We start from the raw sequence: 26994 nt of genomic DNA on the forward strand, positions 1-26994 counted from the left end.
CCCTACCAATTGCGCAGGTAGCTAATGCGATCGCGCAGCTGTTCCTCCGTACACAGAGCGGTCGGCGGACCACCGCAGGCGCGTCGAACCTCGTTATGAACCTGTCCGTGAGGCTTGCCAGTTCGCGCCGCTGTCATTGACACCAAGGTATTGAGTTCCTTCCGCAACTTCGGCAATACCTCACTGGCCACCTTTTGCGGTCTCGGATAGGCCGAGCCCTCGATGCGGTGCACCGCGCCGGCATCGCCTCCGCTTGACGACGACTCCCTCGCCTCCTCTCGAGCTTCCTTCTCACGGGCACTAGCAGCCTTAAGTTGTTCATCTTGCCGCTGACGCAGCAAGAGCCGCATCTGATCAGCGTCGAGAAGCCCTGGCAAGCCCAGGTAGTCAGCCTCTTCGGCGGAACCGGCGATGGTTGCGGTGCCGTAAGAAGACCCGTCGTAAATCAGGTAGTCGAGTTCAGCATCCGCACCGATGGATTCGTACGCGGGCAGTAGTTCGTCGGGCTCATCCTTGCGGCGATTGGCCTCAGCGACCAAGTCATCTTCCCAGCCTTCCGAAGGCCGATCCGGCTTGCCGAGGACGTGATTGCGTTGCACCTCCATCTGAGAGGCCAAATCAAGTAGTACTGGGATCGATGGCAGAAAAACAGAAGCCGTCTCCCCTGGCATGCGGCTTCGCACAAATCGACCGATAGCCTGCGCGAAGAAAAGCGGCGTCGACGAGCTAGTCGCGTACACGCCGACGGCAAGCCTCGGCACGTCAACGCCTTCGGAAACCATGCGCACGGCCACCATCCACTCGTCAGTGGACTCGGAAAAGGTCTTAATGCGTTCCGACGAGCCAGGCTCGTCTGAGAGCACCAGCGCCACCGGCGTAGAGGCGATTTGTTCGAGAATGCGTTTGTATGCACGCGCAGTCGCTGCGTCTGAGGCGATAACTAAGCCACCTGCGTCCGGAATATGCTGCCTCATCTGCGAGAGACGGGTGTGCGCTGCCCGCAGCACCGACGGCATCCATTCGCCCTTCGGATCGAGCGCGGTGCGCCAGGCTCTCGTGGTCTCCTCCGGGCTCATCACAGTACCGAGGCGCGCGGCAAACTCATCGCCCGCGCTGTCACGCCAGCGGGCTTCACCGGAGTAAGCCAGGAAGACCACCGGACGCACGACGCCGTCGGCAAGCGCATTGGAATAGCCGTACGTGTAATCGGCGACGGAGCGCGAATAACCGTCCCCGTCCGGCGAGTAGCGCACAAACGGAATTGCCGCGTCGTCGGAGCGAAACGGTGTACCGGTTAGGCACAGGCGGCGCTCGACATCGCCGTAGGCCTCGCAAATACCGTCGCCCCAGCTCTTGGCATCGCCGCCGTGGTGCACCTCGTCCAGAATCACTAATGTCGGCCGAGCGGTGGCTACGGCATGGTGCTTGAAGGGATGCACGGCGACTTGGGCGTACGTCACAACGATTCCTTGGTAGGAAGGGTTGACAACGCCCTTGGCGTTGGAGAACTTGGGATCCAACGCAATCCCCGAACGAGCAGCGGAAGCAGCCCACTGCACCTTTAGGTGCTCGGTGGGAACTACGACAATGATGCGCTCGACAATTCGGCGCGACAGCAACTCACTGGCGATGCGCAGGGCGAAGGTGGTCTTACCCGCGCCCGGTGTAGCCACCGCAAGGAAGTCCTTGGGGTTAGTTGTCAGGTACTTGTCGAGGGCCTCCTGCTGCCATTTACGAAGCCCGCTCACTTGCGACGCAGGGACTTGTAAATCCGCTCGCAGTCAGGGCATACCGGCGAACCCGGCTTGGCCGACTTCTTGACCGGGAACGTTTCACCGCACAGAGCAACGACGTAGGAGCCGTTGACCGCGGAATTCACGATCTGGTCCTTCTTGACGTAATGGAAGAACTTCGGGGTGTCGTCCCTCGTCGACTCATCGACGCGGGTATCAGTGCGTTCAATCGTCTTGGTCGTCTTCAATGGAGTGCTCACAAAGTCCAATTGTGCCCCATCGGTCAAATTATGCCTAGTGCCCCAGGTGCGGGCCTCTGCTGGCTGCTGTCTATTGCCACTATCAACGACTCCGCTCTGCCTACGCACGCAGTCGGCTGCAGGGGGCACAGCCAGTTGAGACGGGCACACGCCACAGGCGTATGCTAGACAACCATGGCGCGAATCAATGACCGTCGCAGCTCCGCGCCGCCGAAGCGCGGAAGTACCCGGCGACGTAAGAAGGACGCGGCGTTAATTACCGACGCCCGCGGCTCTCGGATTCGCAATTATGACCACCGCCGCCACGTCTACGCGGTCCTGCAGTGGTCTCGCATTCCGCTGCTACTTCTCTCCGGGGCTTTTTATATGTGGTGGGATTTGCCGTGGATTGCGGCCATTCTCATGGTTGTCTCCGTACCCATGCCTTGGATCGCGGTTGTCATCGCCAATGGTGTCGGCGAGCCCGCAGACAGGCGCAAACCCCGTGTCTACAAGCCAGGGGTCGTGCGCGAGCAGAACCGCAGGTGGGATGAGCAACAACGCCAGCAGGCCCTCAAGGAAGCGGAAATGCGTGCGCTCGGTTCTGCTGCCAGCGTCAAGGACACCGACGTACCGCCGCAGTCGGATGACAAGACCAGTTCAAAGACCTTCGATGACGCCAATGTCATCGATATGCCGGAAGACGACGATCCGTCGTCAAGCTCCTCTAACTAGCCCCTCCGCCCCGCTTTACGACGAAGGTAGTGCCCACGATGACCTTTTCCCCTTCCACCTTCACACCACCGAGTGACCACCAGCTTCGAGCTTTTGTCGACTGTGCGGAAGAATTCGCCACTGAGCTTAGGCGCCTCGAGTTTTCCAGTGCGTCGCTGCGGCGCGTCCTAGGTACGGAAGGCTTGGCTGCGCTGGACCGTGGTGAACCCGGCATCGTGGACGTTCTGCTTACCGAGACCGAAGGTGTTTCTGCTGACACTGTCGACACGTTGCGCCTGCTTATTTTGGGCGATTCCACCGATGCACAGAAACTATTTGGGGCTGACCTGACGGCTAAGTTGCTGGACAGCGGCGTACTTGCTGGCACCACCTCCAACGCGCGGGTGTGCATCGATGTGCGTCCCATTGAGTTTGCGGGCGTAGACCGTATTGTCTTTTCCGACCGCGATGCCTCTATGAGCGACCACGTTCCCGGACCGGACCATGTCCTGGGTGTAGGACGGGCTTCCCGTTCCCTCCTAGATATCTCCCCGACCTCAGCGGTGGACTCCGTACTCGATCTCGGTGCCGGCTGCGGTATCCAGAGCCTCGCCCAGGCAGACGCGAAGTCGATTGTGGCGACGGATGTACATAACCGGGCGCTGCTTTTTGCCCAAGCTACTTTCGCAGCTAATGGTTTTGACCAGACAGAAGCGCGCGAAGGTTCCTGGTTTGAACCGGTATCGGGCCAAAAATTCGACCGAATTGTGGCTAACCCACCTTTTGTCGTGGGGCTGCCGAACGTGAAGCATGTTTACCGTGACTCAGGGCTGAATCTCGACGGCGCTACCGAGCTGATGCTTCGTGGTCTGGCCGACCACCTCACCGATGGCGGCACGGCGCACCTACTCGGCGCCTGGGCTCATATCGAGGGCGAAAGTTGGCAGCAGCGCATCGCCTCTTGGCTCCCTGCTGAGGGGCTTGAGGTGTGGGTAACACAGCGGGATGTCGCTTCGCCAGCGGAATACATTGGTACCTGGCTTCGCGACGAGTCCATCGACCCTCGCAGCCAAGAAGGCTGCACGCGCTCGCGCGCCTGGCTGGAACATTTCCGCAACAGCGGCGTGACCGGCATCGGGTTCGGCTATATCACGGTTCAGCGCATTAACGGCCCCACCTCCGCCGTGTGCGAGGAAATGCCCCAGCCTTTGGCAGCTCCCTTCGCCGCCGAAGCGGATGAGTATCTCGGCCGCGCCGAATGGCTTCGCGCACAAACTGCTGACACCATCCTCGAAGCTTCCTTTGCAGTGCGCCCCGGCGTCGCCATCGAACGGGTTTCGCTTGCCGACGTCGACAGTGGTCAAGGCTTCGCCGAGTTCGACACTCGCATCTCGCGCACTGACGGCCCTGCCTGGACACACTCCATCGATGAGTCCGTGGCAACCATTCTGGGCGCACTACATCCCGAGGCGGCGCTCGGTTCCGTCATCGACATCATGTCCATGTTCGGTGCCTTTGACGAGTCCGAAGTTCCTGCGGTCAAGGACGCCCTAGTACCCATCGTCGTTGACCTAGTTCGCCACGGTCTGGTTCTTCCCGCTGAGCTTTTGGAGGATACGAATTAAATGAAGGCAGTTCTCACCCGAGTTAAATCTGCATCAGTCACCGTCGACGGCTCCGTCGTCGGCCACGTTGACGGAGGTGACACCGGCGCTATTTTGGCACTTGTAGGCGTTGGCCGCGAGGACGCTGCCGATGCGTGGGAAACGATGGCCCGCAAAATTGCGGAGCTGCGCATCCTGGACGGCGAACTCAGCGCTGTCGATGCTGGCGCCCCTGTGCTCGTCGTTAGCCAATTCACGTTGATGGGGGCGACGAAGAAGGGACGGCGGCCATCGTGGGTCGATGCAGCGCCGGGGTCCGAGGCCGAACCCGTCATTGAAAAAATTGTTGATAATTTGCGGAATCGGGGCTTGACAGTAGAAACAGGCCAATTTGGGGCAATGATGGAGGTCGCATCGGTCAACGATGGGCCCTTTACAGTTCTCGTGGAATGCTAGTGACCTCAGTTTTTCTTAACATTATATTTGCATGCCAAAATTACCCTATTGACATTCATCCTCTTTCACGGGAACATTTTCGTAACTCCGTGCGTTGTAGTTATTGAGTCCACTTAAATATCCAGGAGGCAGATTCATGAAGAGTGCCGATATTCAAAATGACGAACTGGAAGGTCAGCCACGGGACAAGGGACGTCGCACTGGCAATAACTCTAACCCGTCCGCCGATTTGGTTCGTGTGTATTTGAACGGCATCGGAAAGACTGCTCTTCTCAGCGCTGAAGAAGAGGTGGAACTTTCTAAGCGCATCGAGGCCGGTGTATACGCCGAGCATTTGCTGCAGACCGGCGCAAAAATGACCCGTGCGAAGAAGCGCGATGTCAAGATTTTGGCGAAGGAAGGCCAGGCCGCTCGCGCCCACCTACTGGAAGCCAACCTCCGCCTCGTCGTTTCCCTGGCAAAGCGCTACACCAACCGCGGTATGCCGCTGCTGGATCTAATCCAGGAGGGCAACTTGGGGCTAATCCGCGCGATGGAAAAGTTCGACTACACCAAGGGCTTTAAGTTCTCTACCTACGCAACCTGGTGGATTCGCCAAGCTATTACCCGCGGCATGGCTGATCAATCGCGTACTATTCGCCTCCCCGTCCATTTGGTCGAGCAGGTCAACAAGATTTCCCGCATCAAGCGTGAGCTCTACCAGCAGCTCGGCCGCGAGGCTACAAATGAGGAGCTGGCAGAAGAATCCGGCATTCCGGAGGCCAAGATTGAGATGCTGCTACGTCAGTCCCGCGACCCGGTGAGCTTGGACATGCCAGTGGGTACTGATGAGGAAGCCCCGCTGGGTGACTTCATCGAGGACTCGGAGGCAACCGATGCCGAGGAGGCAGTTGTCGCTTCCCTGCGCCACCACGATGTCCGTAAGGTGCTCTCTACGCTCGAGATTCGAGAGCAGGAAGTTATTAAGCTCCGCTACGGTCTCGACGATGGCCTGCCGCGCACGCTAGATCAGATTGGTCGCCACTTTGGTCTGTCTCGTGAGCGCGTCCGTCAAATTGAACGGGAAGTTATGGCCAAGCTGCGTGAGGGCGAGCGCGCTGACAAGCTGCGTGAGTACGCCAACTAACACCGCATGACGGTGACAGCAATAAGGTTCCCACTCTTTGCACTGAGTTAGAGCTGGACTTCAATGCCGACCCCCTGCGGGAGTTTCCCACAGTGGCGGTCGGCATTTTCGTTTGCGAGTCGACCTTTTCCGACAACGCGAACAGTCTCTTCCCCATCAGGAGCGCACCTCGAATCACGCTTCTCGCCGCCTCATCAGCGCCAAAGCCACTGAATTTGCGAGCCCTAACATCTTTCTAACGCAAGTGTGGCTATCCTAATACTTGAGTGAAAACTTTTAAGACTGTGTTATCGGAGGAAAACCGTGAGGGATTTGGTCGACACCACGGAAATGTACTTACGTACGATTTTCGAACTCGAAGAAGAGGGCATCATCCCTTTGCGTGCTCGCATTGCCGAACGCCTTGAGCAGTCGGGGCCGACCGTAAGCCAAACCGTTGCACGCATGGAACGCGATGGCCTTCTCGTAGTTGCTCCAGATCGCAGCTTGCAGCTTTCCGACGAAGGTCGCAGGCTGGCCACGGCCGTCATGCGCAAGCACCGCCTAGCTGAGCGTCTGCTTACTGACGTCATTGGCCTGGAGTGGGACAAGGTCCACGATGAGGCCTGCCGCTGGGAGCACGTTATGAGCGACGAGGTCGAGCGCAAACTTCTCGACGTGCTCGACTCTTACACACGCTCCCCCTTCGGTAACCCAATTCCCGGTTTGGAAGACCTCGGTGGCACTCAGTCACCTGAACATCTGGAAAACGTTCGCCGACTGTCCGACCTAAACCCCGGTGAGTACACCATTGAGGTCGTTCAGATTAACGAGATTTTACAGGTTGAGCAGAGCTACATGAAGCGTCTCCACAAGGCCGGAATTATGCCAGGCACCGAGGCGCTGGCCGAGGTTGCCGCCGGTCGCGTGACGCTCGCCCGTGGTGATCATTCTCTAGACATTCCTGATACTCTGTCTCACGCAATCATGGTGATTATCAAATGAAACTCCTAGTTACTGGTGGAGCCGGCTACGTCGGCAGCGTTTGCTCAGCAGTATTGATTTCTCTTGGCCATGATGTCACCATCCTGGACAACTTCTCTGTCGGCAACCGCGATGCGGTGCCGGAGGGCGCGACTCTAGTTGAAGGTGACGTGGCAGATAAGGCTTACGAGGTTTTGTCCTCCGACAGCTTCGACGGCGTAGTTCATTTCGCTGCGAAATCACTTGTCGGCGAGTCCGTTGAGGTTCCTTCTGATTACTGGCACAACAATGTGGGCCAGACCCTGAAGCTACTCGACGCTATGCGTGACACCGGTACGAATAACCTGGTGTTCTCTTCGACAGCTGCGACCTACGGCGAACCAGAGAAGACACCGATCACCGAAGACATGCCAACTGCACCAACGAACCCGTACGGTGTCACTAAGCTGGCCATGGACTACGCCATTGCCTCTTACGCCAAGGCTTACAACATCGGCGCTACCAGCCTTCGTTACTTCAATGTTGCGGGTGCCTGGGGCGGCTTTGGCGAAAACCGTAAGGTGGAAACTCACCTTATTCCACTGGTACTGCAGGTTGCTCTTGGTCACCGCGACAAGATCATGGTCTTTGGCAATGATTGGCCGACTGCCGACGGCACCGCGGTCCGCGATTACATCCACATCAAGGACCTCGCGGATGCGCATGTCTTGGCACTGGAGTCCAACAAGCCGGGTACACACCGCATCTTTAACCTCGGTTCCGGAGATGGTTTTTCGGTTCGCCAGGTCATCGAGACCTGCCGTAAGATCACCGGTCACCCAATCCCCGCTGAGGATGCACCGCGCAGAGCTGGCGATCCGGCAACCCTTATTGCCTCATCTCAGCGCGCAATGGATGAGCTCCGATGGAAACCCAACCACACAGAGCTGGAGACCATCGTTGCCGATGCATGGGAGTACACCAAGAATCTCGGCGACCGAGCCCACTCTGCGCACCGTTAGTCACTGCAGCACCGTTTGAGGTGCGCTAATCGATACGAGGCATTTTCACCTTGTATACCCTGCGCAGTACTTCTTGTGCTGCGCCAAGAATTGTGCCGACACACCTCGGCACGATTTGATTGGCGACCGCAATTTCCAACAACTGTGTCAGCGAATGATTCGGTTGCTCTCCCGCTGCCTCATCGAGCGCTGTCTGGGCATAGTTTTCCAGGCCAGCCGCGAATTTTGCGATAGCAAAACAAGCTAATGCATTTGCACGCAAGTTTCCGCGATGGACTATTGCCGCCTCGCGCCAGATTTCTCCCATTGGTTGCGCCAGCTGCGTAGTAATGAAAATCATGGACATGTCCCGCAAAGTGACGTTGGTCAGTGCCGCAGCAATGGCATAACCTGCGGTTTCATCACGCACTGCCTCATGTGCATCCATGACACCATCGGCCACGTTTTCCACTGCGGTTTGTAGCAGGTCGAAGTGCTCAATGAGCGCGGGATTGTCCGCACCAATTTTGAGCTTCCGCGGCTGTTCGACGGCTTTCGCTCGCTCCCGCAGTTTTTCGATGAGAACTCGGTCGTTGCTGTCACGAAACTGGCCACCGCGAAAGTAGTCGCGATACTCTTTATAGGTCTTGAAAATCTGCTCTCCTTGCCGAGCAATCAGATTCGCATTCTCGGTCATCAGGCTGTCACCGACAATGCCGACGATCTCTCCCTGCTCGTCCGTGACAACTTCACCTGCGGCAATAGTTGCCACACCAGCCAACCGCACATCATGTAGGCCACCTTCTCGCAGCCAACCTGCAATCGGCGTGGAGTCTTTTTCAATCCCCCATGACTCGTCGATGATAAACACATCTGCGTGAGTGCACCCTTCGTCGAGCAGGAAGTCCGCAGCTGCCCGCACCATGTCGGGGTTGCTCTCCATCGACGCCACGTCCTTGATCAGCATCGGGCCAGCATGCGCTGCCGGATCAAACTCGACCTTGCCATCGATGAGATCTTCGACCTGCTGACGGTACAACGCCGCAATCACTACCTGCCCCCGTGGATAGAATCCAACGATTCCCGGCAGGTTCGTCAGAAAGACACTCGGCTCAATCTCAGGCCTCGGCCCAGTACCAAAGTTTTCTTTGTTCCCCATTGATTCTTTTCCCCTTTTCCCCCATCGGATTAGCCCGGCGGCATGAAGTGCACTCGCCGCCTGGTGGCTCTCATTGTTATCGAACCCACGTCAGGCCTGCTTATCCACGCCCCTAAAAACCGGCCTAGCTGTGGACTACTTTCAACTTGTGGATAACTGGAATATTTTCTGCGGTATCCTGGTTGCTTACTTCAGATGATGAAAAATGTGATGCAGGAGGTAGTCGAACGTGAATGATCCGACCGACAAGCCTCAGGACAATATGTACGAGGTAGTTTTCCCGGTTCCTGACGTAACGGGAAGCGAGGGGCATCTGACCCTGGTCATTGCGCTCAGCGGTTATGCAGATGCCGGTAATGCCGTTTCGGAATCGGCTAGTTTCCTCTTGGATGCTCTCGAGCACCGCCCTTTGGTGAACTTTTCTATCGACGAGCTGATTGATTATCGTTCCCGCCGTCCCGCTGTGACGATGAACCACGACCAGATTGTGGATGTATCCGATTTGAACCTGTCGCTCAATGTCGTTCGCGACAACGTCGGAAAGCCGTTCTTACTGCTTTCTGGCCCTGAGCCAGACATGCGGTGGGAGACCTTCTCGACTGCCGTTGCAGATTTGGCGGAGCGCTACGATGTCGGTCGGACTGTGTCGCTTTACTCGGCGCCGATGACGGTTCCGCACACCCGCCCGCTGGGCATCATTGCCCACGGCACAGATAAGCGGAAACTGAGTGATATGCATACTTGGGGCAACCGCGTCACGGTTCCGGGTGCTGCGAGCCTGAACATTGAGTATGAACTCGCGAACCGCGGTTGTGATGCCTTCGGCTTCACCGCGCAGGTGCCACACTATGTCGCGGCCTCTGAGTATCCGCTAGCATCACTGCGGCTGTTGCAGGAGGTAGCAAGACTCGCCAAGCTTGAGCTTCCGCTTGAGGCGTTGGAGAAGGAATCTGCACGGGTGGCGGAGCTGCTCAATACGCAGACGAATGATTCCGGCGAGGTTTCTCAGCTGGTCAATCTTCTCGAGGAACAATACGACCAGGAAGCTCAACGTCGTCAAGAGCTGGAAACGTCCCCTCTGCTCGGACCCGACGGTGAGATGCCGTCCGCCGACGAGATTGGCGCTGAGTTCGAGAAGTTCCTCGCTTCTCAACCGCTGCGTCCAGTAGAGGATTCTTCCTCGCTTGACGACGAGGCGCAGCCCCCGGCCAACGCCGATTCCTCGGCAACTACACCGGAGGACACTGACGCGCACTCGGAAGAAGCTGAGCAGCTTTCGGCGGGACAGTCCGAGGATGCCCAGGCTGAGATTGAGCAATCTGATGCCGAACAGCCTGAGCCTGAACAGCCGCAGGAAGATCAGGCCGAAAGCGGAGAATCCGGTGAACCGGAAAAGCGTCGTCGTCGGCGCGGCTGGAAGCCCTGGTTCCGCTTCTAATCCGGGGTTACCGCTAGGGTGGGAAGCGTGTCACTATCTGAAATGCTTCCCGACCTAGCCGAGGTTCCTGAGTCCCTTTTCGACGATGCGATTATGGACTCGTTCATTGCCTGGACCAGGAATCAGGGCATCACGCTCTACCCGGCGCAGGAAGAGGCCGCTATTGGCCTGGCTGGTGGCGACCATGTCATCCTTGCCACCCCGACGGGGTCGGGCAAGTCGATGGTGGCTATCGCCGCCCATTTCTGCGCGCTCGCCCGCGGTCAGCGCAGCTTTTACACGGCGCCAATCAAGGCCTTGGTCAGCGAGAAGTTTTTCGCCCTCTGCGAGGTTTTTGGCGCTGAGAACGTCGGTATGATGACCGGCGACGCCACCGTCAACGGCGGCGCCCCCATCATCTGCGCAACTGCGGAAATTGTTGCTAATATCGCTCTGCGCGACGGCGCCGATGCCGATATTGACCAGGTGGTCATGGATGAATTCCACTTCTATGCTGACCCTGATCGAGGCTGGGCATGGCAGGTGCCACTGCTCGAGCTTTCCCGTTGCCAATTCCTGTTGATGTCCGCCACTCTCGGCGATACTTCGAAGTTTGAGACGGATCTGAAGGAACGCACAGGGCTCGACGTAAACCTCGTCACGGGTACGACGCGCCCGGTGCCGTTGGATTTCCACTATGTCTACACGCCAGTTCATGACACGCTCGCAGAGCTGTTGGAATCTGGCAAAGCCCCAATCTACATTGTCTTTTTCTCCCAGCGTCAAGCGGCTGAGCAGGCGCAAGCATTGACCGGCTTGAAGCTGCTGACGAAGGAGGAAAAGGAGCGGATTCGCGAAGAGATTGGTGATTTCCGGTTTACGACAGCGTTTGGTCGAGTTCTTTCAAAATTGGTGCGCCAGGGCATCGGCGTGCACCACGCGGGAATGCTACCGAAGTACCGTCGTCTAGTTGAGCGCCTCTCGCAGACCGGCCTGCTGAAGGTCATCTGTGGCACGGATACCCTCGGTGTGGGCATCAACGTGCCTATTCGTACGGTGTTGATTACCGGCTTGGCAAAGTTCGATGGTCGTCGTAGCCGAATTCTCAAGTCACGCGAGTTCCACCAGATTGCTGGACGCGCCGGCCGTGCTGGCTACGACACCGAGGGCACCGTAGTTGTCGAAGCGCCTGAACACGAGATTGAAAACGCCAAGCTGCGTCGCCGTGCGGGCCAGGATGAGGCCAAACTGAAGAAGTTGCGACTGAAGTCCGTTCCCAAGGGCGAAGTGACATGGTCGGAAAAGACTTTCGACAAAATTGTTTCTCAGCCACCAGAACCGCTAACCAGCCGCTTTGCAGTTACCAACGGTATGCTGCTCAACGTCATTGCCCGTGGTGGCGATACCTATGAACATATGCGTCATCTGCTGCGCACCAACCATGACACCCGCCATCAGCAAAATGAAGCCATTCTGACCGCGATTGAGCTCTACCGCGGTTTGGTCAACGCGGGGATCGTCGTCACGCATGGCGAGGGCGATGACTGCCGCCCCGAACTGACAATGGAGCTGCAGCGTGACTTCGCGCTCAATCAGCCGCTGTCGCCTTTTGCCATCGCCGCGCTCGAACTGCTGGATAAGGACAGCCCGAACTACGCACTCGATGTCATCAGCGTCTTCGAGTCGATTCTCGAGGACCCTCGCCCACTGCTCATCGCGCAGCAGAAAAAGGCTCGCGGTGAGGAAATCGCCGCGCTCAAGGCCGAGGGCGTCGATTACACCGAGCGTATGAATATCGTCGAAGACATCACGTGGCCAATGCCGCTTGCCGACGAGTTGGAGGGCGCGTTCGACACCTATGCTCAAGGCCACCCGTGGGTGCGTGAATTTTCGCTGTCACCCAAGTCGGTAGTACGCGAAATGGTGGAAAAGGCCATGACGTTCTCGGATGTGGTATCCGAGTACGGGATCGCCCGCTCCGAGGGAATTTTCCTGCGCTACCTCACCGATGCCTGGCGCACCCTGCGTCATACCCTCCCACCGGAAGCCGCTAACGAGGAATTGCGCGACATTGTGGAATGGCTCGGCGAGCTCGTCGTTCAGGTGGACAACTCTCTGGTTGATGAATGGGCCCAGATGGCCGATCCAGACAAGCCATTGGACGAGGAAACCCTCAAGGAAGCAGCTTTCGGCAACGACGAGTCGCGGCCCCTTACCGGCAACGAGCGTGCATTTACCCGGATGGTGCGCAACCTTATGTTCCGCCACGTACAGCTCTTTGCCTTTGAAAAGGAGGATGAGCTGGCCGACCTGGACAATTACCTCGATGAGGCACCAGATTGGCCTGCTGCGATGGATGACTATTTCGATGAATACGACGACATCGGCATCGATGCGAAGGCTCGCGGCGGCGATATGATTTCGATTGACCGCAAGGCTGATGAGGGAATGTGGCGTGTGATTCAGATACTCGACGATCCCGCGGGCGACCACGGTTGGCGCTTTGAAGCGGACGTTGACTTGGCTGCATCTGATGAATACGGCGAGGTCAGGTTGGCATCGCTGCGGATTGTTCAGGGCTAGACGCAAAAACCGGGCTGGTGGTTCCAGCCCGGTTTCTGCTTGTTTCGTGGGCTAGTACTTACTTCCGCCACGAAAAATTTAGGCAACAGCGTCCTTGTATGCCTGCCGTACCAGTTCGGCAATCCGATTGAACTCGCCACCGCGTACCGAGGATGCCCGGTGAACCAGCCCAATGGTGCGCCCCGGACGTGTCGGGCCTTCAAAGCGCGCAACGGCCAGACCCGGTCGGTTAGCTTCAATCTTGACAGCTGATTCCGGTACAAGCGACTGCCCCAACCCACCGGCGACGCACTGCACAACAGTCGATAGAGATGCCGCCCGGGTTTCCATGCTGGAGGCCTCACCGTGGAGAGCATCGACCTTACGGCAGATATCCAAGACCTGGTCGCGCAGGCAATGGCCGTCGTCAAGCAGGAGCAAGTCCAAGTCCCTGATGGCCTCGAGCTTGACGTCCTCCTTACCGGCCAGCGGATGATCCTCGGGGACGACGATATAAAACTCTTCGTCATAGAGGTAAATCTCCTCGAATGAGGGCACATCGGACGGCAGTGCCATGATGGCGGCATCAATAGTGCCGGAGCGAAGTGATTCGACGAGGCGCTCGGTCGGTTCCTCGACGATCCGAGGCTTCAGATTTGGCAACTCATCACGAACCAACCGGAGGAAGTTGGGCAGCACGTAAGGAGCAACCGTAGGGATAACACCAATGGACAGCGGCCCGGACAAATCATCTGTACGGCCAGAGGCGCGAGCGACAATCTCGTCAACGATTTCAGATGCTTGGCGTGCATATGGGATCAGACCGCGACCGAGTGGCGTCACCAACACTCGGCGAGTCGACCGCTCCACAAGCTGCACCCCCAGTCCCTGCTCAAGGGTGGAAAGAGCTTGTGACAGGCTGGGCTGTGAAATACCGAGGCGGGCAGCGGCTTGACCGAAGTGACCGGTATCGGCAATCGCGACAAAGGCACGTAACTGAGGCAAAGTGGGCCGATAATCTCTATTACGCATACCTATAAGCCTACACGAGCTTATTAACTTTTTCCTCTTGACGCTTTGTGGATCCATAGGCATAATGGTCAGTGACCCCAGAAGGAATACATTCAGGAGGATTCCATGGCAATTTTGACTGTTGGCGACAAGTTCCCCGAGTTTTCTCTCACCGCGCTCAAGGGCGGCAACCTGCGTGATGCAAACGCTTCTTCTCCGGATGACTACTTCGAGCAGGTGACCAACGAGTCCTACGAAGGTAAGTGGAAGGTTGTCTTCTTCTACCCGAAGGACTTCACCTTTGTCTGCCCGACTGAGATTGCTGCTTTCGGCAAGCTGAACGAGGAATTCGAGGATCGCGACACCGTTATTCTCGGTGGCTCCGGCGACAACGAGTTCTCTCACTTCAACTGGCGTGCAACCCACGAAGAGCTGCTGGACATTCCGTTCCCGATGTTCTCCGACATCCGCCACGACCTGATGCGCGCACTCGGTGTCGAAAACGCTGACGGTGTTGCAGACCGCGCAACCTTCATCATCGACCCGGACGGCATCATCCAGTTCGTTTCCGTTACCCCGGACGCTGTCGGCCGTAACGTTGACGAGGTTCTGCGTGTTCTCGATGCTCTTCAGTCTGAAGAGGTCTGCGCATGTAACTGGCAGAAGAATGACCCGACCAAGAACATCGACAAGATGGATGTTCTGAAGCAGGAGCTGAAGTAACCCTTATGAGCATTGACAACCTTCGTTCCGGTCTTCCGGAGTACGCCAAGGACATGAAGCTGAACCTTGGCACTCTCACCCGGTCTACGGAACTCTCCGAGCAGCAGCTGTGGGGTACTCTGCTTGCATCCGCTGCTGCAACCCGCAACGAGACCGTTTTCTCCGAGATTGCTGAGGAAGCCAAGGAGCACTTGTCTGACGAGGCTTTCGAGTCTGCGCTTGGTGCGGCCACCGTTATGGGCATGAACAACGTCGCTTACCGCACTCGCCACATGCTCGGTGATGACTACGCACAGGTCAAGTTCGGCCTGCGCATGAACATCATCTCCAATCCTGGTGTCGAGAAGGAAGACTTCGAGCTGTGGTCTCTGGCAGTTTCTGCCATCAACGGCTGTGAAGCATGCGTAACCTCCCACGCGAAGGTCGTCCGCGATGCTGGTCTGACCAAGGAGCAGGTCTGGGAAGCTGTGAAGATTGCAGGCACCGTCTCTGGTGTTGCACAGGCTGTCTTCGCTGAGGCTACCCGCTAAATATTCGGTGCCTTAGCTCGGCCTTGATGGCCGGACACTCCCAAACGTGTTTTCCTGCTGAAGCAAGAGCGCCCGAGGAACCAATTTGTACTGGTTCCTCGGGCGCTCTTCCCTTTGCGGCTCTTATTGCTGTTTACAACTATCGCTGTGGAGGGTAATAGCCCGGGTTTTCCTGCGATTCATTAACAACTCGACGGCCGCCAATGAGCTGACGGTAGATGTGAACCTGAACCAAGACAGCCAGTGGCATTGTGTACAGCATGCCGATGTAGAAGAGCAGTGCACCAGCAGAAGAAATGATCGATGTCAGAATGAATGCAACGAGCATCGTCCAGTACTGAGGCTTCACCAGGCGCCACGCGACGACCGGTGCCTCTAATGCAGTCGCTCGACCGTCAAAAACAAGAAGCGGCATAGTCGCCGTGATTGGCATGATGAATATCGACATCACCAACAAAACCACGTAGCCCACTGGAATCATCGCCGCAGCAGCCTCACTGCCATTGGCTGACAGAGCTGCACCAGCGATGAAAAGTACCATTCCTGGAAGCATGACGAGCAGCCCCACCAAGAAGGTGACGATGTAAACCCCGATAAGAGACCCCCACCGGCTGACACGGAAGAAAGTGCCGTATTTCGGTACTCGACCATCAATGGCTTCAAATGCGCCGCGCATCATAAATACCTGCATCGCGAACATGCCCACGGCAAATAGTAGTGCCATCGCGCCGACAGTCGCGAACATTGACCCTAGATCCTCAAACGGAACATCGCCTGGATAGTTCGGCTCAAATTCCGGATCGACGTCACCAGAGGCAAAGAGAATTGCCGCTGCACCAACAATCAGGGCGACTAGTACGGCGAAGAACGTCAGCATGATGCCAAGCCAAGAGGCAAAATTACTGTTTAAGCTACGGAACGCCGCAGAAAACGCACTTCCAATGTCTACCTTCGCCGGACCCTGTGCCACGGGCTTCACCGGTGGCTCATCACCACCTGGCATGCTGACTCCAGGGGCAAGTACTCCGGCTGCAGAATTTTCTCCGGACTGTTGCTGCCAGTAGCTCGATGCCGCACCATAGGGCTGACCACCATAGCTATCACCCGGCTCACCAGTACCGTAGGTCGGAATTTCGCCATATGCCTGTTCACGGCCGTAAGCCTGATTCCAATGGGGCGAATCCTCTGGCCCACGCGGACGACGTTGCGCGTCCGAGTCGACCCCGTAGGGGTCGTAGTCCTGTGGACCATTGCTGTGAGAATTATGGCTTTGGGAATCGTAGTCCTTAGACTCATCGTCCCGAGCGCCGTCACCGTAAGGATCGCCGTGGCTATATGGATCGTTTGGGTTGCTCATGAACCAAATTACTCCTACCAAATTGACGGATAGATACGCCTAATGCGCACAACGGACTATACGTGAGGCTAGCCTTTGATGAGTTTTTAAAGGTCCAAAGTATTAGTCACAGTGTGCGCTTGGACGTATTTACTTGTACGTTCTCACACGAGCTCCACCGAAGCGACGCCCTCGAATTCGTTCAATGAATCACCGACACCCAACGCGCTACCACGCACGATGATGTCATACTTGCCCGGCGCGACTCCTCCGGTCTCCCAGGTGACCTTGGCTGTTGTGTAGACACCGTCCTTGGCAAATTCAATGACAGTTGCCTGATCCCAGTCGTCGGAGACGATTTCACCTCGGTTGTTCTTAATAAGTAGGTAGCCGTCTTCCAGTCGCAGGTCGTTATTCGGGTTAGCCGCCACGAATTGAGCAATAGCCTTCCGCCCTATCGTGACGCTTGCCGTGGATTCAAGCACGTCACCAAAGCTCTTACCCGTTGGTGCAGAATCGATAATTTTTCCCCCTGCTGGCGACGGCGGGATGATGCCAGTGAGGTCACCTGCAGCGCTTCCCGGGTCGACAGTCATGCCGTCGGCAAGCGCGTGAGCGAGATCGTGATAGATGGAAATCATCGCACTGAGCGTGTATTTGCCGAAGGCCGTTGCGCCGCCCTCGTAGTCCTGCTGGTCGTATTCCTCTGGGGTAGCGACGTAGTGGCCATAGCTGTTGGTGTAGCCCTGGCAGATGACGGTATCGATTGGCACGCCGAGGACTTCAGCGACGTGCTGACGCATGCGGTAGCCCGACATTGTGGTGGGCTCAAGGCCATTGGTGATCAAGGTGAAGCCACCGATGCGGGTGATGGAGAACATGTGGGTCTGCTGGAGAAGACCATCGATGTAGCCGACTGGCAGCAGGCACTCTTTGTCGCCCTGAATCTCCCGGATGTTCTTCGGCAGCACTACATTATTGAGCTGGTGCACCCACGGCGTACCGCCGCGCTCGCCTTCGTTGAACCCGAGGGCGGGTTCTCCACCGCCATCCTCCTGGCTGCTGGCTGCGAAGGCCGCACCGAGGATTGCAGGTCCAGTGCGGTGCGGCTGGCCGTCGGGCGTGAATTGGCCGTCGATGTCGACATCGCCAAGGTTGACCCACTTGTGGACGGCAGAGATACCGCCTCCTGGCAGTGCAATGGTCTGGCCTTGGGTGGCATCAATCTGACGCTGACCGAGAATGCGGGCGGATTCTGCTTCGTCTCCGTTGCCTGGGCCCGAATTTGGCACGAGCCCCATGTTCGGGCTGATGTCACCCGGGCACGACATGGTGAATGCAGCGACGAAAGGGGCATCGGCCGGCTCACGGTGGGTGACGCCACGGTCGACCTCGACCTTCCAAGCCGCGTAGCCCTTGTTGTCGCCGTCGATGATGGTGTGCTCGGGGCCGAAGGTGGTGGGATGAATTCCGTACCAGTTAATGAATCCGACTTCGCGGCCACCGCGACTCACGTGCAGTGTATGGCTTTCCGGGTTGACTCCGTCGGGGAAGCGACGCAGCTCTTCTTCCGGATTACGCTTGAATGCCTGCAAAGAGCGGTTGATACCTGCATCCTTAGCAATCCCCTTGGTCAGGTGAATAGTCGACGGCTGATAATCAGCGTGTGCACGTTCAATAGCCTTGACCACACCGACGACTACAGCTTCGAAGGTGACGGGACGGAATCCGAGAGTAGTCAGATCGACCATGAGATGACCCGATGTGCCGCCCGGCGCAACGTGCGTGTGGGAGGCACAGATAAGCACATTTCCCTCATGGTAGAGCTCTCCGAAGAGAGCCCGGAGGCGTCGCAGAACCTCCATCTGGATGGACTGGAACATGAGCCCCATATCTGCGGTGACGTGGACGACACGGTTGTCGTTGTCATCGCCGAAAATGAATGCACGTGCCATCTGGCGCAAGCGCAGACCCGAGGTGGTCTGATCCATGACCGCATACCCGTTCATGCCAGCACCAAGCGGCTCGCCTGTCATGTCGGCCATTCCCCGTCCGACATTCAAATTCGTGGTCGAATTCCCCGTCGCAGCAGAACTCCCATTTGCAGGAGCAGCGTTTGCCTTCGGTGCACCACTTACGGCAGGCATCATACCCGCAGCTGAGACGGCAGTTGCACCGACGAGAAAGCCTCGCCTGCCCACTTGGTACGGGGCGCGTACGGTTGGTTCTGCCGAATTCGACGATGCCATCTGGGGATCGAGCATGTCACATCCTCTTCATATTTCTTTTTGGATAGCAATGATTAGGACTTTAATCAGACAATCCCCTGCGCGTGGCCTAATAAGCCGAACTTTCCAAAGATTTTTCTCCGACAGTAGTAACCGATACGACATTCACAATGCAGTATCACTACCATGGACACAGTAGAATTTCGCAGTCCCTAGCGCGCTCCCCCACAGACACAACTTCAGAAAGGGCACCATGGCTCAGGCTGTCGGTTTTAACCGCGAGAAGTACATCGAAATGCAATCCGCTCACATTAAGAAGCGGCGCGCAGACATCGCAGGTGAAGGCGGCAAGCTCTATCTCGAAATGGGCGGCAAGCTCTTTGACGATATGCATGCCTCGCGTGTGCTTCCCGGCTTCACGCCTGACAATAAAATCGCTATGCTCGACCGGCTCAAAGACGATTTGGAAATCATGGTGTGCATCAATGCCAAGGATTTGGAACGCCACAAGGTTCGCGCTGACCTCGACATCACCTATGAAGACGATGTGCTGCGCCTCGTCGATGTCTTCCGTGAGCGCGGGTTTGTAGTCGGCAGCGTCGTCGTCACGCAGCTTTCCGACGACAACACCCTGGCAAACAACTTCCTTGAACGCCTGCAGCGACTCGGGTTGAACGTAGTCCGCCATCGCAATATCGAGGGCTACCCGACGAACACGGAAAAGATTGTCAGCGAGGCCGGCTTTGGAATCAATGAATGGGTGCAAACCACCCGCGACTTGGTGGTCGTCACAGCGCCGGGCCCAGGCTCCGGAAAGCTGGCGACCTGCCTGTCGCAGATTTACCATGACCACAAACACGGGATTCGCTCTGGTTACGCGAAGTTCGAGACCTTCCCCATCTGGAATCTGGCACTCGAACACCCGGTAAACCTCGCCTATGAGGCGGCAACAGCAGATCTCGATGACATCAACCTCATCGATCCATTTCATTTGGCCGCCTACGACACCAATGTCACCAGCTATAACCGCGATGTCGAGGTCTTCCCGCTGCTGCGCACGCTGCTGGAGAAACTCGCAGGCGAGTCACCGTACAAGTCGCCGACCGACATGGGCGTCAATATGGCCGGTTACTGCATCGATGATGACGAAGTGTGCCGCGAGGCATCTAACCAGGAAATCGTTCGCCGTTACTACAAGGCGCTTGTCGACGAGCACAAGAACAGCGCAGACGACGAAGTTTCACAGCGCATTGCCATGATTATGAGCAAGGCCAACGTGTCGACAGCCGCCCGCCGCGTTGTGGCACCTGCGCTTGAAGTTGAGAAAGCCACTGGCGCGCCGGGCAGCGCAATCGAATTGCATGACGGCACAATCATCACTGGCAAGACCTCTGCGCTGCTTGGCTGCTCGGCAGCGATGCTACTTAACGCTCTCAAGAAGCTGGCCAACATCGACCCAGACTTGCACCTGCTCTCCCCTGCTGCCATCGAGCCAATTCAGACGCTCAAAACGCACCATCTGGGCAGCCGCAACCCGCGCTTGCATACCGACGAGGTTCTCATCGCCCTTTCCGTGTCTGCGGCAACCAGCGACGATGCCCGCGCCGCCCTCGCGGAGCTGAAGAACCTGCGTAACTGCGATGTCCACACCACCACTATTCTCGGCAGCGTGGACGAAACAATCTTCCGCAACCTCGGTGTCTTAGTGACTTCGGAGCCTAAGTACCAGAAGAAGGCTCTCTACCAGAAGCACTGAGCCAGACCAGCAGCTCACGGCCAAAATAGGATAACTGCGTGCGCCGACTAGAATAGTCCCCGTGAGCATCAGCAAGATTCTTCTGTACTACCAGTTCGCCCCACTGTCCGATCCGCGTGCCATCATGCTGTGGCAGCGCGATCTCTGCGAATCGTTAGGACTCAAAGGCCGCATTCTGGTGTCCGAGCACGGCATCAACGGCACCGTCGGCGGTGATCTCGATGCATGCAAGAGGTACATCAAGAAAACCAAGCAATACCCCGCTTTTCACTCCATGCAGTTTAAGTGGAGCGAAGGCGGTGCTGATGACTTTCCAAAGCTCTCCGTCAAGGTTCGCGACGAAATCGTCGCCTTTGGTGCTCCGGGCGAGCTCAAAGTCAATACCGATGGTGTCATTGGCGGCGGCACACATTTGAAGCCAGAAGAGGTCAATAAACTCGTCGAAGAGCGCGGCGACGATGTCATCTTCTTCGACGGCCGCAACGCCATGGAAGCCGAAATTGGCAAGTTCAAAAACGCCGTCGTCCCGGATGTAAAGACCACGCACGACTTTATCGACGAGCTGGAATCCGGCAAATACGACTGGATGAAGGACAAGCCCGTCATTTCCTACTGCACCGGCGGTATTCGCTGCGAAATTCTCTCCGCATTGATGAAGAACCGCGGTTTCGAAGAGGTCTACCAAATCGACGGCGGTATCGTCCGCTACGGCGAAAAGTTTGGCAATAAGGGTCTGTGGGAAGGCTCACTCTATGTCTTCGACAAGCGCATGCACATGGAGTTCGGCGATGGCATCGAAGACGAGGACTACGTGCAACTCGGCCATTGCGTCCACTGCGGCAAGCCCACAAACACCTTCCAGAACTGCATCAACGAAGACACGTGCCGCCGTCAGGTGCTTATCTGCGACGACTGTTGGGAGCACACCGAGACTCAGCACTGTGGCCGCGAGGACTGCAAGGAAGTTGCAGAAGAGATCGCCGCAGCGAAGTAGGCTGCCCCTCACTGCCCCGATCTAGCTCGAGCACCGCGCAATCGACGTAGATGTGGGTTGTCTACACAGACACAGCTAATCTAGTAGGCAACCATGACTACTCCTAGCCGTTCTGAGAAACCAGCTCCACGTCACCAGTCCGGAAACCGCAATTCTGGAAACCGAACTTCCGCCAGACCGCAGCGCTCTGGCAAGCCCGTTAAAGACGCGCGTAAGAAGGAGCTCTACCAGCTCGCTGATCAACTACCGATCCGAGAGGCTCAGTCCTTCCGTCGTCGGCTGAAGCGAGCATCCGCGCCGAAGGCGCTGTCTGCCATCTCCGCAGACCTCGACTTTGCGCTGGAGCGGTTGGAAGAGCGTCGTAAAGCGATTCCTCGCATCACCTACCCGGCGCAGTTGCCGGTGTCCGCCCGCCGCGACGATATTGCAGAGGCGATTGAGAACAATCAGGTCGTCATTATTGCTGGTGAGACTGGCTCTGGTAAAACTACCCAAATCCCGAAGATATGCCTAGAACTGGGACGCGGTGTGCGCGGCAAGATTGGCCATACGCAGCCCCGTCGTATTGCGGCGCGTTCGGTGGCGGAGCGAATTGCTCATGAGCTGGGCGAAAAGATTGGTCAGCACGTCGGCTATGCGGTGCGTTTCGATGACCGTGTCGGCAAGGATACCTGCATCAAACTGATGACCGACGGTATCCTGCTGGCCGAAATTGGCCGCGACCGCCTATTGCGTGAGTACGACACGATTATCATCGACGAGGCGCACGAACGCAGCCTCAACATCGACTTCCTGCTGGGATATTTGAAGCATATTCTGCCGCAGCGCCCAGATCTGAAGGTCATCATCACCTCGGCGACGATTGATCCGGAACGATTCGCCTGTCATTTCGCGCCTGACGACGAGCACCCTGCGCCCATCATCGAGGTGTCAGGACGCACCTACCCGGTGGAAATTCGCTATCGCCCACTGGTGCAGACCGTCGTTGCGAAAAATGGTCAGGAAAAGGAAGTCGCCATCGAGCAAATCGATGGTGTTATTGCTGCGTGTGAAGAGCTCATGCGGCTTGGTGACGGCGATATCCTGGTGTTCTTTTCGGGTGAGCGAGAGATTCGGGAAGCTGCCGAAGCCATCGAGGGTAAACACTGGAAGGGTGTAGACGCCGTCCCGCTGTTCGGTCGGCTATCTAATGCAGAGCAGCATCGAATCTTCACCCCGCACTCCGGGCGCCGCATTGTGCTGGCGACCAATATCGCCGAGACGTCGCTGACGGTGCCGGGTATCGAGTACGTCGTCGATACTGGCACCGCGCGCATTTCGCGCTACTCCACCCGCACGAAGGTGCAGCGCTTGCCAGTCGAGGACATCAGTCAGGCGTCCGCTAATCAGCGCTCGGGCCGCTGTGGTCGCGTGGCTGATGGTGTGGCGATTCGTCTCTACAGCGAAGAGGATTTTCTCTCTCGCCCGGAGTTTACGGATCCGGAGATTCTGCGCACCAATCTCGCATCGGTTGTGCTGCAAATGATTTCGCTGCGGCTTGGCGCGATTGAGGACTTCCCCTTTGTCCAGCCACCAGAGCACAAGGCAGTGCGCGATGGCATCAACCTGCTTACCGAGCTTCAGGCTATTACCACGGCGTCGGGTTCTGGAAGAGGACGTACATCTGGTTCTGGCTCCAGCTCTGGTGCTCCCGAGCTGACCGATATTGGCCGACAGATTGCCCGGATTCCAGTCGACCCGCGGCTTGCCCGCATGCTGGTTGAGGGCTACGAAAACACCACGCTTGGTGCTGTGACCGTCATCGTCGCTGCTTTGTCGCTGCAGGATGTCCGCGAACGTCCACTTGAGTTCCAGGCTCAGGCAGATCAGCTGCATGCCCGATTTAAAGACACCACCAGCGACTTCAACTCCCTTCTGAAACTCTGGGAGTACCTGGAGGAAAAGCGCCGTGAGCTCAGCGGCAACCAGTTCCGCAAGCTGTGCAAGCGCGAATACCTCCACTATCTCCGTGTTCGTGAGTGGCAGGACTTGGTGCGTCAGCTGCATCAGGCAACGGCTGAGCTGGGCTGGAGTCTTTCGGCCCGCAGCTCAACCAGCGGTGTCGACAATCTCGACGAAGTTGCAAAGTCGCTGCTACCAGGCCTTTTGTCCATGATTGGTACTCGCGAGGGTGAGGGCAAGGAATTCACCGGCACTCGCAACACTAGATTCCTCATTCACCCCTCGTCCGCGTTGGCAAAGAAACCACCTCGCTGGGTGATGGCTGCGGAAATCGTCGAGACCTCGCGCACTTTTGCGCGCAATGTCGGCACTATTCAGCCTCAGTGGGTAGAGAAGGTAGCTCCTCACCTGCTGAAACACCAGTACTCGGAACCCCACTGGTCGGCTAAGCGCGGTGCGGCGATGGCTTACCAGAAGTCCACGCTCTATGGCGTTCCCGTAGTCGTTGACCGCTTGGTGCCTTATCACCGCGTCGATGCGGACGCCGCGCGCTCTATCTTCATCCGCTCCGCACTTGTCGACGGCGAGTGGAACACTCATCACGAGTTCTTCAAGAACAATCAGGACAAACTGGCCGAAGCCGAGAAGATCGAGGAAAAGCAGCGTTCGCGCGGCATTGTCGTCGATGACGACGTGCTCTACGCGTTCTACGACTCCAAGCTGCCCGCCTCTATTACAACGGCCGCCAATTTTGACCGCTGGTGGAAGAAGACTAAACCGAAGCAACCGAATCTCCTCGATTTCGATCCGAATAAGCTGCTCAACCCCGAAGCCGGAGACATCGATGACAACGCTTTCCCCGAGATGTGGCAACAGGGCTCAGTCGACTTCTCGCTGTCCTATAAGTTCGAGCCGGGCGCCCCTGATGACGGCGTTACGCTCCGTGTCCCCGTTCCCCTCCTGGCAGGTCTGCGTGAAGACGGCTTCGACTGGCAAGTGCCAGGTCTTCGCGCTGAGCTGGCAGAAGCCTACATTCGCACTCTGCCGAAGGCTTTGCGCAAGTCCGTTGTTCCCGCGCCAGACTTCGCCCGCCGCGCGCTAGAGACAATGACCCCGTACTCCGGGCGCTTCGTCGATGTCTTTGCTGATGCTTTACGACGAATTGGAGGCTCCGGCATCAATGGTGGAGACTTTGACCCGTCGAAGCTGCCAGCACACCTGCGCTTTAACTACGCAGTTGTGGACCGACACGGGAATATTGTCGATCAGAGCCGGGATCTCGCGGCGCTTCGCGCCAAGCATGCTGCGACTGTCTCGACTGCTGTTTCGAAGCGTGCAAAATCTGCAGCTCACGAAGCTGTGAAGAAGTGGACTTCAGACAATTTGGGCGCTGTCGCTGAGACCGTCAAGAGCACCGTCGATGGGCAATCCGTCACAATGTATCCGACGCTGGTGACCACTAAGGATGGCGTGGCCGTCGAGGTCAAACCAACTAAGGCTCAGGCCGAGGCGGCGTTGGCGACCACAAATTTGACGATGTTATTGCGGGAGTGCCCGGTAAACGGTGCACAAATGACTAAAGGTCTTCCTCTGCAGCAACGCGTTGGCGTGGATGCATGGCCACATGGTGGCGCCGATGGGCTTGTCGAGGACTGCCGCGTCGCCGTAATCCGCGACCGTATGATGGCTGCTGGTGGCCCGGTACGTGATCCGAAGGAATTCGACAAGCTACTTGAACAGGTTCGTTCTGGTGTCGCCTCAGAAGTGCGCCAATTGGTCGTCGGCATTGCTCAGGCAATGCCACGCTATGTCTCGGTGACTAATCAGCTGAACAAGTGGGAAGGCGACGCTATTGACGATATGCGTCGTCAGCTGGAGTTCATGTTCCCCAAGGGGGCCGTGGCCAAGCACGGCTGGCAACACCTGCGTAATTTGCCACGTTACCTACAAGCGATGGAGATCCGCCTTGAGGAAATGAACCGCGATCCGGACCGTGATGCGGATCGTGAAGATGAGGTGACTGAGGCTCGGGAATACTTGGCAGCAAAACTTGAGCAACTGCCTAAAGCACGTGCTCATTCTGCCGAGGTGCGGGATATTCAGTGGCTTATCGAAGAACTACGCGTCAGTCTTTTTGCTCAGCGTTTGGGAACCTCACAGAGTGTATCCCTAACCCGAGTAAAAAAGCGTGTGGATAAATTGCGCTAGTTCTTTTCTGTCTCATTGCCGCTGACTTCTGGCTCTTTGCCCTTGCGCATGCTTGAGATTTCCTCGGCAAAGTCATCCGCAGAGGAAAAGGACTTGTACACCGAAGCGAAACGAAGATAGCCGACCTCGTCCAATTCTTTCAGAGGTTCAAGGATGGCAAGGCCGATATCGTTTGAGTCCACTCGGGGCGTGCCTTTTTCGCGAAGGCTCTCCTCCACTTTTTGTGCGAGTTTCTTGAGCTGAGACTCTGATACTTCACGCCCCTGGCACGCGCGGCGAACGCCCTGAATAACTTTTTCGCGGTTGAATTCCTCCGGAATTCCATCCCGCTTAACGACCATCAACTGCGAGCGTTCAATCGTGGAAAAACGTTTACCGCAATTCAGGCATTCCCTGCGCCGGCGGATTCCCATACCGTTATCTATTAACCGTGAGTCCAAGACTCGTGTCTGATCATGATGACAAAACTGGCAATGCACGCTTCTCAGTCTACGTCTAGCCTCAAAGCTGCAAGTTGGAACGATTATTGCGCGGAGTAGGAAGCGTACGTAGGCGTGAAGTTGTTTTCGACAGCCTCACTCTGTCCCTGTTCGAAGACCACGCTGCCAAAAATTCCAAAGAAAGCCCCGATGCCCAGTGCCCATACCGCCATCAACCGAGTCAGGTTAGCGCCTGCAGATACATCACGGCGAATGGGCTGCTGCGCCTTGCTGATGGACAGGGACGGCTGACCGTAGTCAACCGAGGCATGACTGGGCCGCGACCTATCTAACCGCACACGCGCCAACGAAGTCACACTGTGGTTGCGCTCTGCAATACGTGCGCGCTGACCGGGCCGAACAGTGTGCTGTGTGCGAGACGCACTACGTTCACCCCACACCAACGGAGTTTTGTGTGTCGACCGAGTCGAGAGCTCGGATCCCTGAGAAAAGTCAGTATTAGATGCGCTGTTACCACTCAGTGCGGCTGCAACAGTAGACATTATGTTTTCTCCTTTTTCCAACGTTGACTCTCGCACCGTCTCCGGCCAAGAGAGCATATGTGTTGTACGACCGTTTCCCGACGCTGTGGAGACTATGCCCGAGGGCGGATGCGGAAAATCCGTCATAATGATTCCATCAAACGACTGTTCGACTAACTTGCCATGTCTGATTTATAGCACCATGTTCGAATGATGTCTACCGCTATGCGGAATTACTTTCGAATTTACATGTCACCACTACCCCGAACTCATATAACGTGAAATCCTTTCACAAGATTGCATGACGCACAGCGTTCGATACTCGACGATTCGAACAGTTTTGGGTTATGATT

General features: G+C 57.0%; 21 protein-coding genes. 13 read left to right on the forward strand and 8 right to left on the reverse strand.

Features of this window, described 5'->3' with window-relative positions:
- Window positions 1-2 precede the first annotated feature (2 nt).
- Together ADA16_RS00530 and ADA16_RS00535 are read right to left on the reverse strand one after the other, a co-directional pair.
- Window positions 3-1748, reverse strand: a complete 1746-nt coding sequence (locus ADA16_RS00530; protein WP_048758368.1) for a DEAD/DEAH box helicase — start codon at window positions 1746-1748, stop codon at window positions 3-5.
- Window positions 1745-1993 (reverse strand): DUF3039 domain-containing protein, encoded by a 249-nt coding sequence (locus ADA16_RS00535; RefSeq protein ID WP_005509477.1) that lies wholly within the window; start codon window positions 1991-1993, stop codon window positions 1745-1747. Before ADA16_RS00535 ends, ADA16_RS00530 begins: the two co-directional genes overlap by 4 nt.
- A 174-nt stretch (window positions 1994-2167) precedes the next feature.
- On the opposite strand from ADA16_RS00535, the gene ADA16_RS00540 reads away from it, so the two are divergent.
- The 6 genes from ADA16_RS00540 to galE all read left to right on the forward strand — a co-directional run bounded on the left by ADA16_RS00540 (window position 2168) and on the right by galE (window position 7836).
- Window positions 2168-2707, forward strand: coding sequence for a DUF3099 domain-containing protein (locus tag ADA16_RS00540; RefSeq protein WP_048758369.1), 540 nt, complete (start codon window positions 2168-2170; stop codon window positions 2705-2707).
- Window positions 2708-2745: 38 nt separating this feature from the next.
- Window positions 2746-4311, forward strand: a complete 1566-nt coding sequence (locus tag ADA16_RS00545) for a N5-glutamine methyltransferase family protein (RefSeq protein WP_048758370.1) — start codon at window positions 2746-2748, stop codon at window positions 4309-4311.
- Window positions 4312-4746: a D-aminoacyl-tRNA deacylase gene (gene dtd / locus ADA16_RS00550; protein ID WP_048758371.1), complete on the forward strand. Its 435-nt coding sequence runs from the start codon at window positions 4312-4314 to the stop codon at window positions 4744-4746.
- A gap of 136 nt (window positions 4747-4882) precedes the next feature.
- Complete coding sequence (locus tag ADA16_RS00555) at window positions 4883-5872, forward strand: sigma-70 family RNA polymerase sigma factor (protein ID WP_048758372.1); 990 nt, start codon at window positions 4883-4885, stop codon at window positions 5870-5872.
- Window positions 5873-6175: 303 nt separating this feature from the next.
- Complete coding sequence (locus ADA16_RS00560; protein ID WP_048758373.1) at window positions 6176-6856, forward strand: metal-dependent transcriptional regulator; 681 nt, start codon at window positions 6176-6178, stop codon at window positions 6854-6856.
- A complete protein-coding gene (gene galE, locus ADA16_RS00565; RefSeq protein ID WP_048758374.1) occupies window positions 6853-7836 on the forward strand; it encodes a UDP-glucose 4-epimerase GalE in 984 nt (327 codons plus the stop codon). Before ADA16_RS00560 ends, galE begins: the two co-directional genes overlap by 4 nt.
- Window positions 7837-7861: 25 nt before the next feature.
- On the opposite strand, the gene ADA16_RS00570 is transcribed toward galE, so the two are convergent.
- Window positions 7862-8974, reverse strand: coding sequence for a DUF4192 domain-containing protein (locus ADA16_RS00570; RefSeq protein ID WP_048758375.1), 1113 nt, complete (start codon window positions 8972-8974; stop codon window positions 7862-7864).
- A gap of 229 nt (window positions 8975-9203) precedes the next feature.
- Here ADA16_RS00570 and ADA16_RS00575 point away from each other — a divergent pair, with 229 nt between their 5' ends.
- Both ADA16_RS00575 and ADA16_RS00580 read left to right on the forward strand, forming a co-directional pair.
- Window positions 9204-10412 carry a PAC2 family protein gene (locus ADA16_RS00575; RefSeq protein WP_048758376.1) on the forward strand — a complete coding sequence of 403 codons (1209 nt, stop codon included), beginning with the start codon at window positions 9204-9206 and terminating at the stop codon, window positions 10410-10412.
- 42 nt (window positions 10413-10454) lie between these two features.
- Window positions 10455-12974, forward strand: coding sequence for a DEAD/DEAH box helicase (locus ADA16_RS00580; protein ID WP_152680704.1), 2520 nt, complete (start codon window positions 10455-10457; stop codon window positions 12972-12974).
- A gap of 78 nt (window positions 12975-13052) precedes the next feature.
- Here the strand turns inward: ADA16_RS00580 and ADA16_RS00585 are convergent, their stop codons facing one another.
- The gene (locus ADA16_RS00585) at window positions 13053-13985 is read right to left on the reverse strand and encodes a hydrogen peroxide-inducible genes activator (protein WP_048758378.1); all 933 of its coding nucleotides are present in this window, start codon (window positions 13983-13985) and stop codon (window positions 13053-13055) included.
- 105 nt (window positions 13986-14090) lie between these two features.
- On the opposite strand from ADA16_RS00585, the gene ADA16_RS00590 reads away from it, so the two are divergent.
- Together ADA16_RS00590 and ADA16_RS00595 are read left to right on the forward strand one after the other, a co-directional pair.
- A complete protein-coding gene (locus tag ADA16_RS00590) occupies window positions 14091-14687 on the forward strand; it encodes a peroxiredoxin (protein WP_016422637.1) in 597 nt (198 codons plus the stop codon).
- A 5-nt stretch (window positions 14688-14692) separates the two neighbouring features.
- Window positions 14693-15217, forward strand: coding sequence for a carboxymuconolactone decarboxylase family protein (locus ADA16_RS00595; protein ID WP_016422636.1), 525 nt, complete (start codon window positions 14693-14695; stop codon window positions 15215-15217).
- A 139-nt stretch (window positions 15218-15356) separates the two neighbouring features.
- Here the strand turns inward: ADA16_RS00595 and ADA16_RS00600 are convergent, their stop codons facing one another.
- Together ADA16_RS00600 and ADA16_RS00605 are read right to left on the reverse strand one after the other, a co-directional pair.
- Window positions 15357-16574, reverse strand: a complete 1218-nt coding sequence (locus tag ADA16_RS00600; protein ID WP_048758379.1) for a hypothetical protein — start codon at window positions 16572-16574, stop codon at window positions 15357-15359.
- Between the two features lie 143 nt (window positions 16575-16717).
- A complete protein-coding gene (locus ADA16_RS00605) occupies window positions 16718-18817 on the reverse strand; it encodes a neutral/alkaline non-lysosomal ceramidase N-terminal domain-containing protein (protein WP_048758380.1) in 2100 nt (699 codons plus the stop codon).
- Window positions 18818-19034: 217 nt separating this feature from the next.
- On the opposite strand from ADA16_RS00605, the gene ADA16_RS00610 reads away from it, so the two are divergent.
- The 3 genes from ADA16_RS00610 to hrpA all read left to right on the forward strand — a co-directional run bounded on the left by ADA16_RS00610 (window position 19035) and on the right by hrpA (window position 25680).
- Entirely contained in the window at window positions 19035-20537 is a 1503-nt protein-coding gene (locus ADA16_RS00610; protein ID WP_048758381.1) for a DUF1846 domain-containing protein, read from the forward strand.
- A gap of 61 nt (window positions 20538-20598) precedes the next feature.
- The gene (locus ADA16_RS00615; protein WP_048758382.1) at window positions 20599-21531 is read left to right on the forward strand and encodes a rhodanese-related sulfurtransferase; all 933 of its coding nucleotides are present in this window, start codon (window positions 20599-20601) and stop codon (window positions 21529-21531) included.
- A 93-nt stretch (window positions 21532-21624) separates the two neighbouring features.
- Window positions 21625-25680 (forward strand): ATP-dependent RNA helicase HrpA, encoded by a 4056-nt coding sequence (gene hrpA, locus ADA16_RS00620; protein ID WP_048758383.1) that lies wholly within the window; start codon window positions 21625-21627, stop codon window positions 25678-25680.
- Here hrpA and nrdR read toward each other — a convergent pair.
- Together nrdR and ADA16_RS00630 are read right to left on the reverse strand one after the other, a co-directional pair.
- Window positions 25677-26159 carry a transcriptional regulator NrdR gene (nrdR, locus tag ADA16_RS00625; protein WP_048758384.1) on the reverse strand — a complete coding sequence of 161 codons (483 nt, stop codon included), beginning with the start codon at window positions 26157-26159 and terminating at the stop codon, window positions 25677-25679. The two genes, hrpA and nrdR, sit on opposite strands and share 4 nt — an antisense overlap.
- Window positions 26160-26203: 44 nt before the next feature.
- Window positions 26204-26662, reverse strand: coding sequence for a hypothetical protein (locus tag ADA16_RS00630; RefSeq protein ID WP_048758385.1), 459 nt, complete (start codon window positions 26660-26662; stop codon window positions 26204-26206).
- Between the last annotated feature and the right edge of the window lie 332 nt (window positions 26663-26994).

The sequence above is a fragment of the Corynebacterium vitaeruminis genome, assembly GCF_001054325.1.
Classification (GTDB): domain Bacteria; phylum Actinomycetota; class Actinomycetes; order Mycobacteriales; family Mycobacteriaceae; genus Corynebacterium; species Corynebacterium vitaeruminis_A.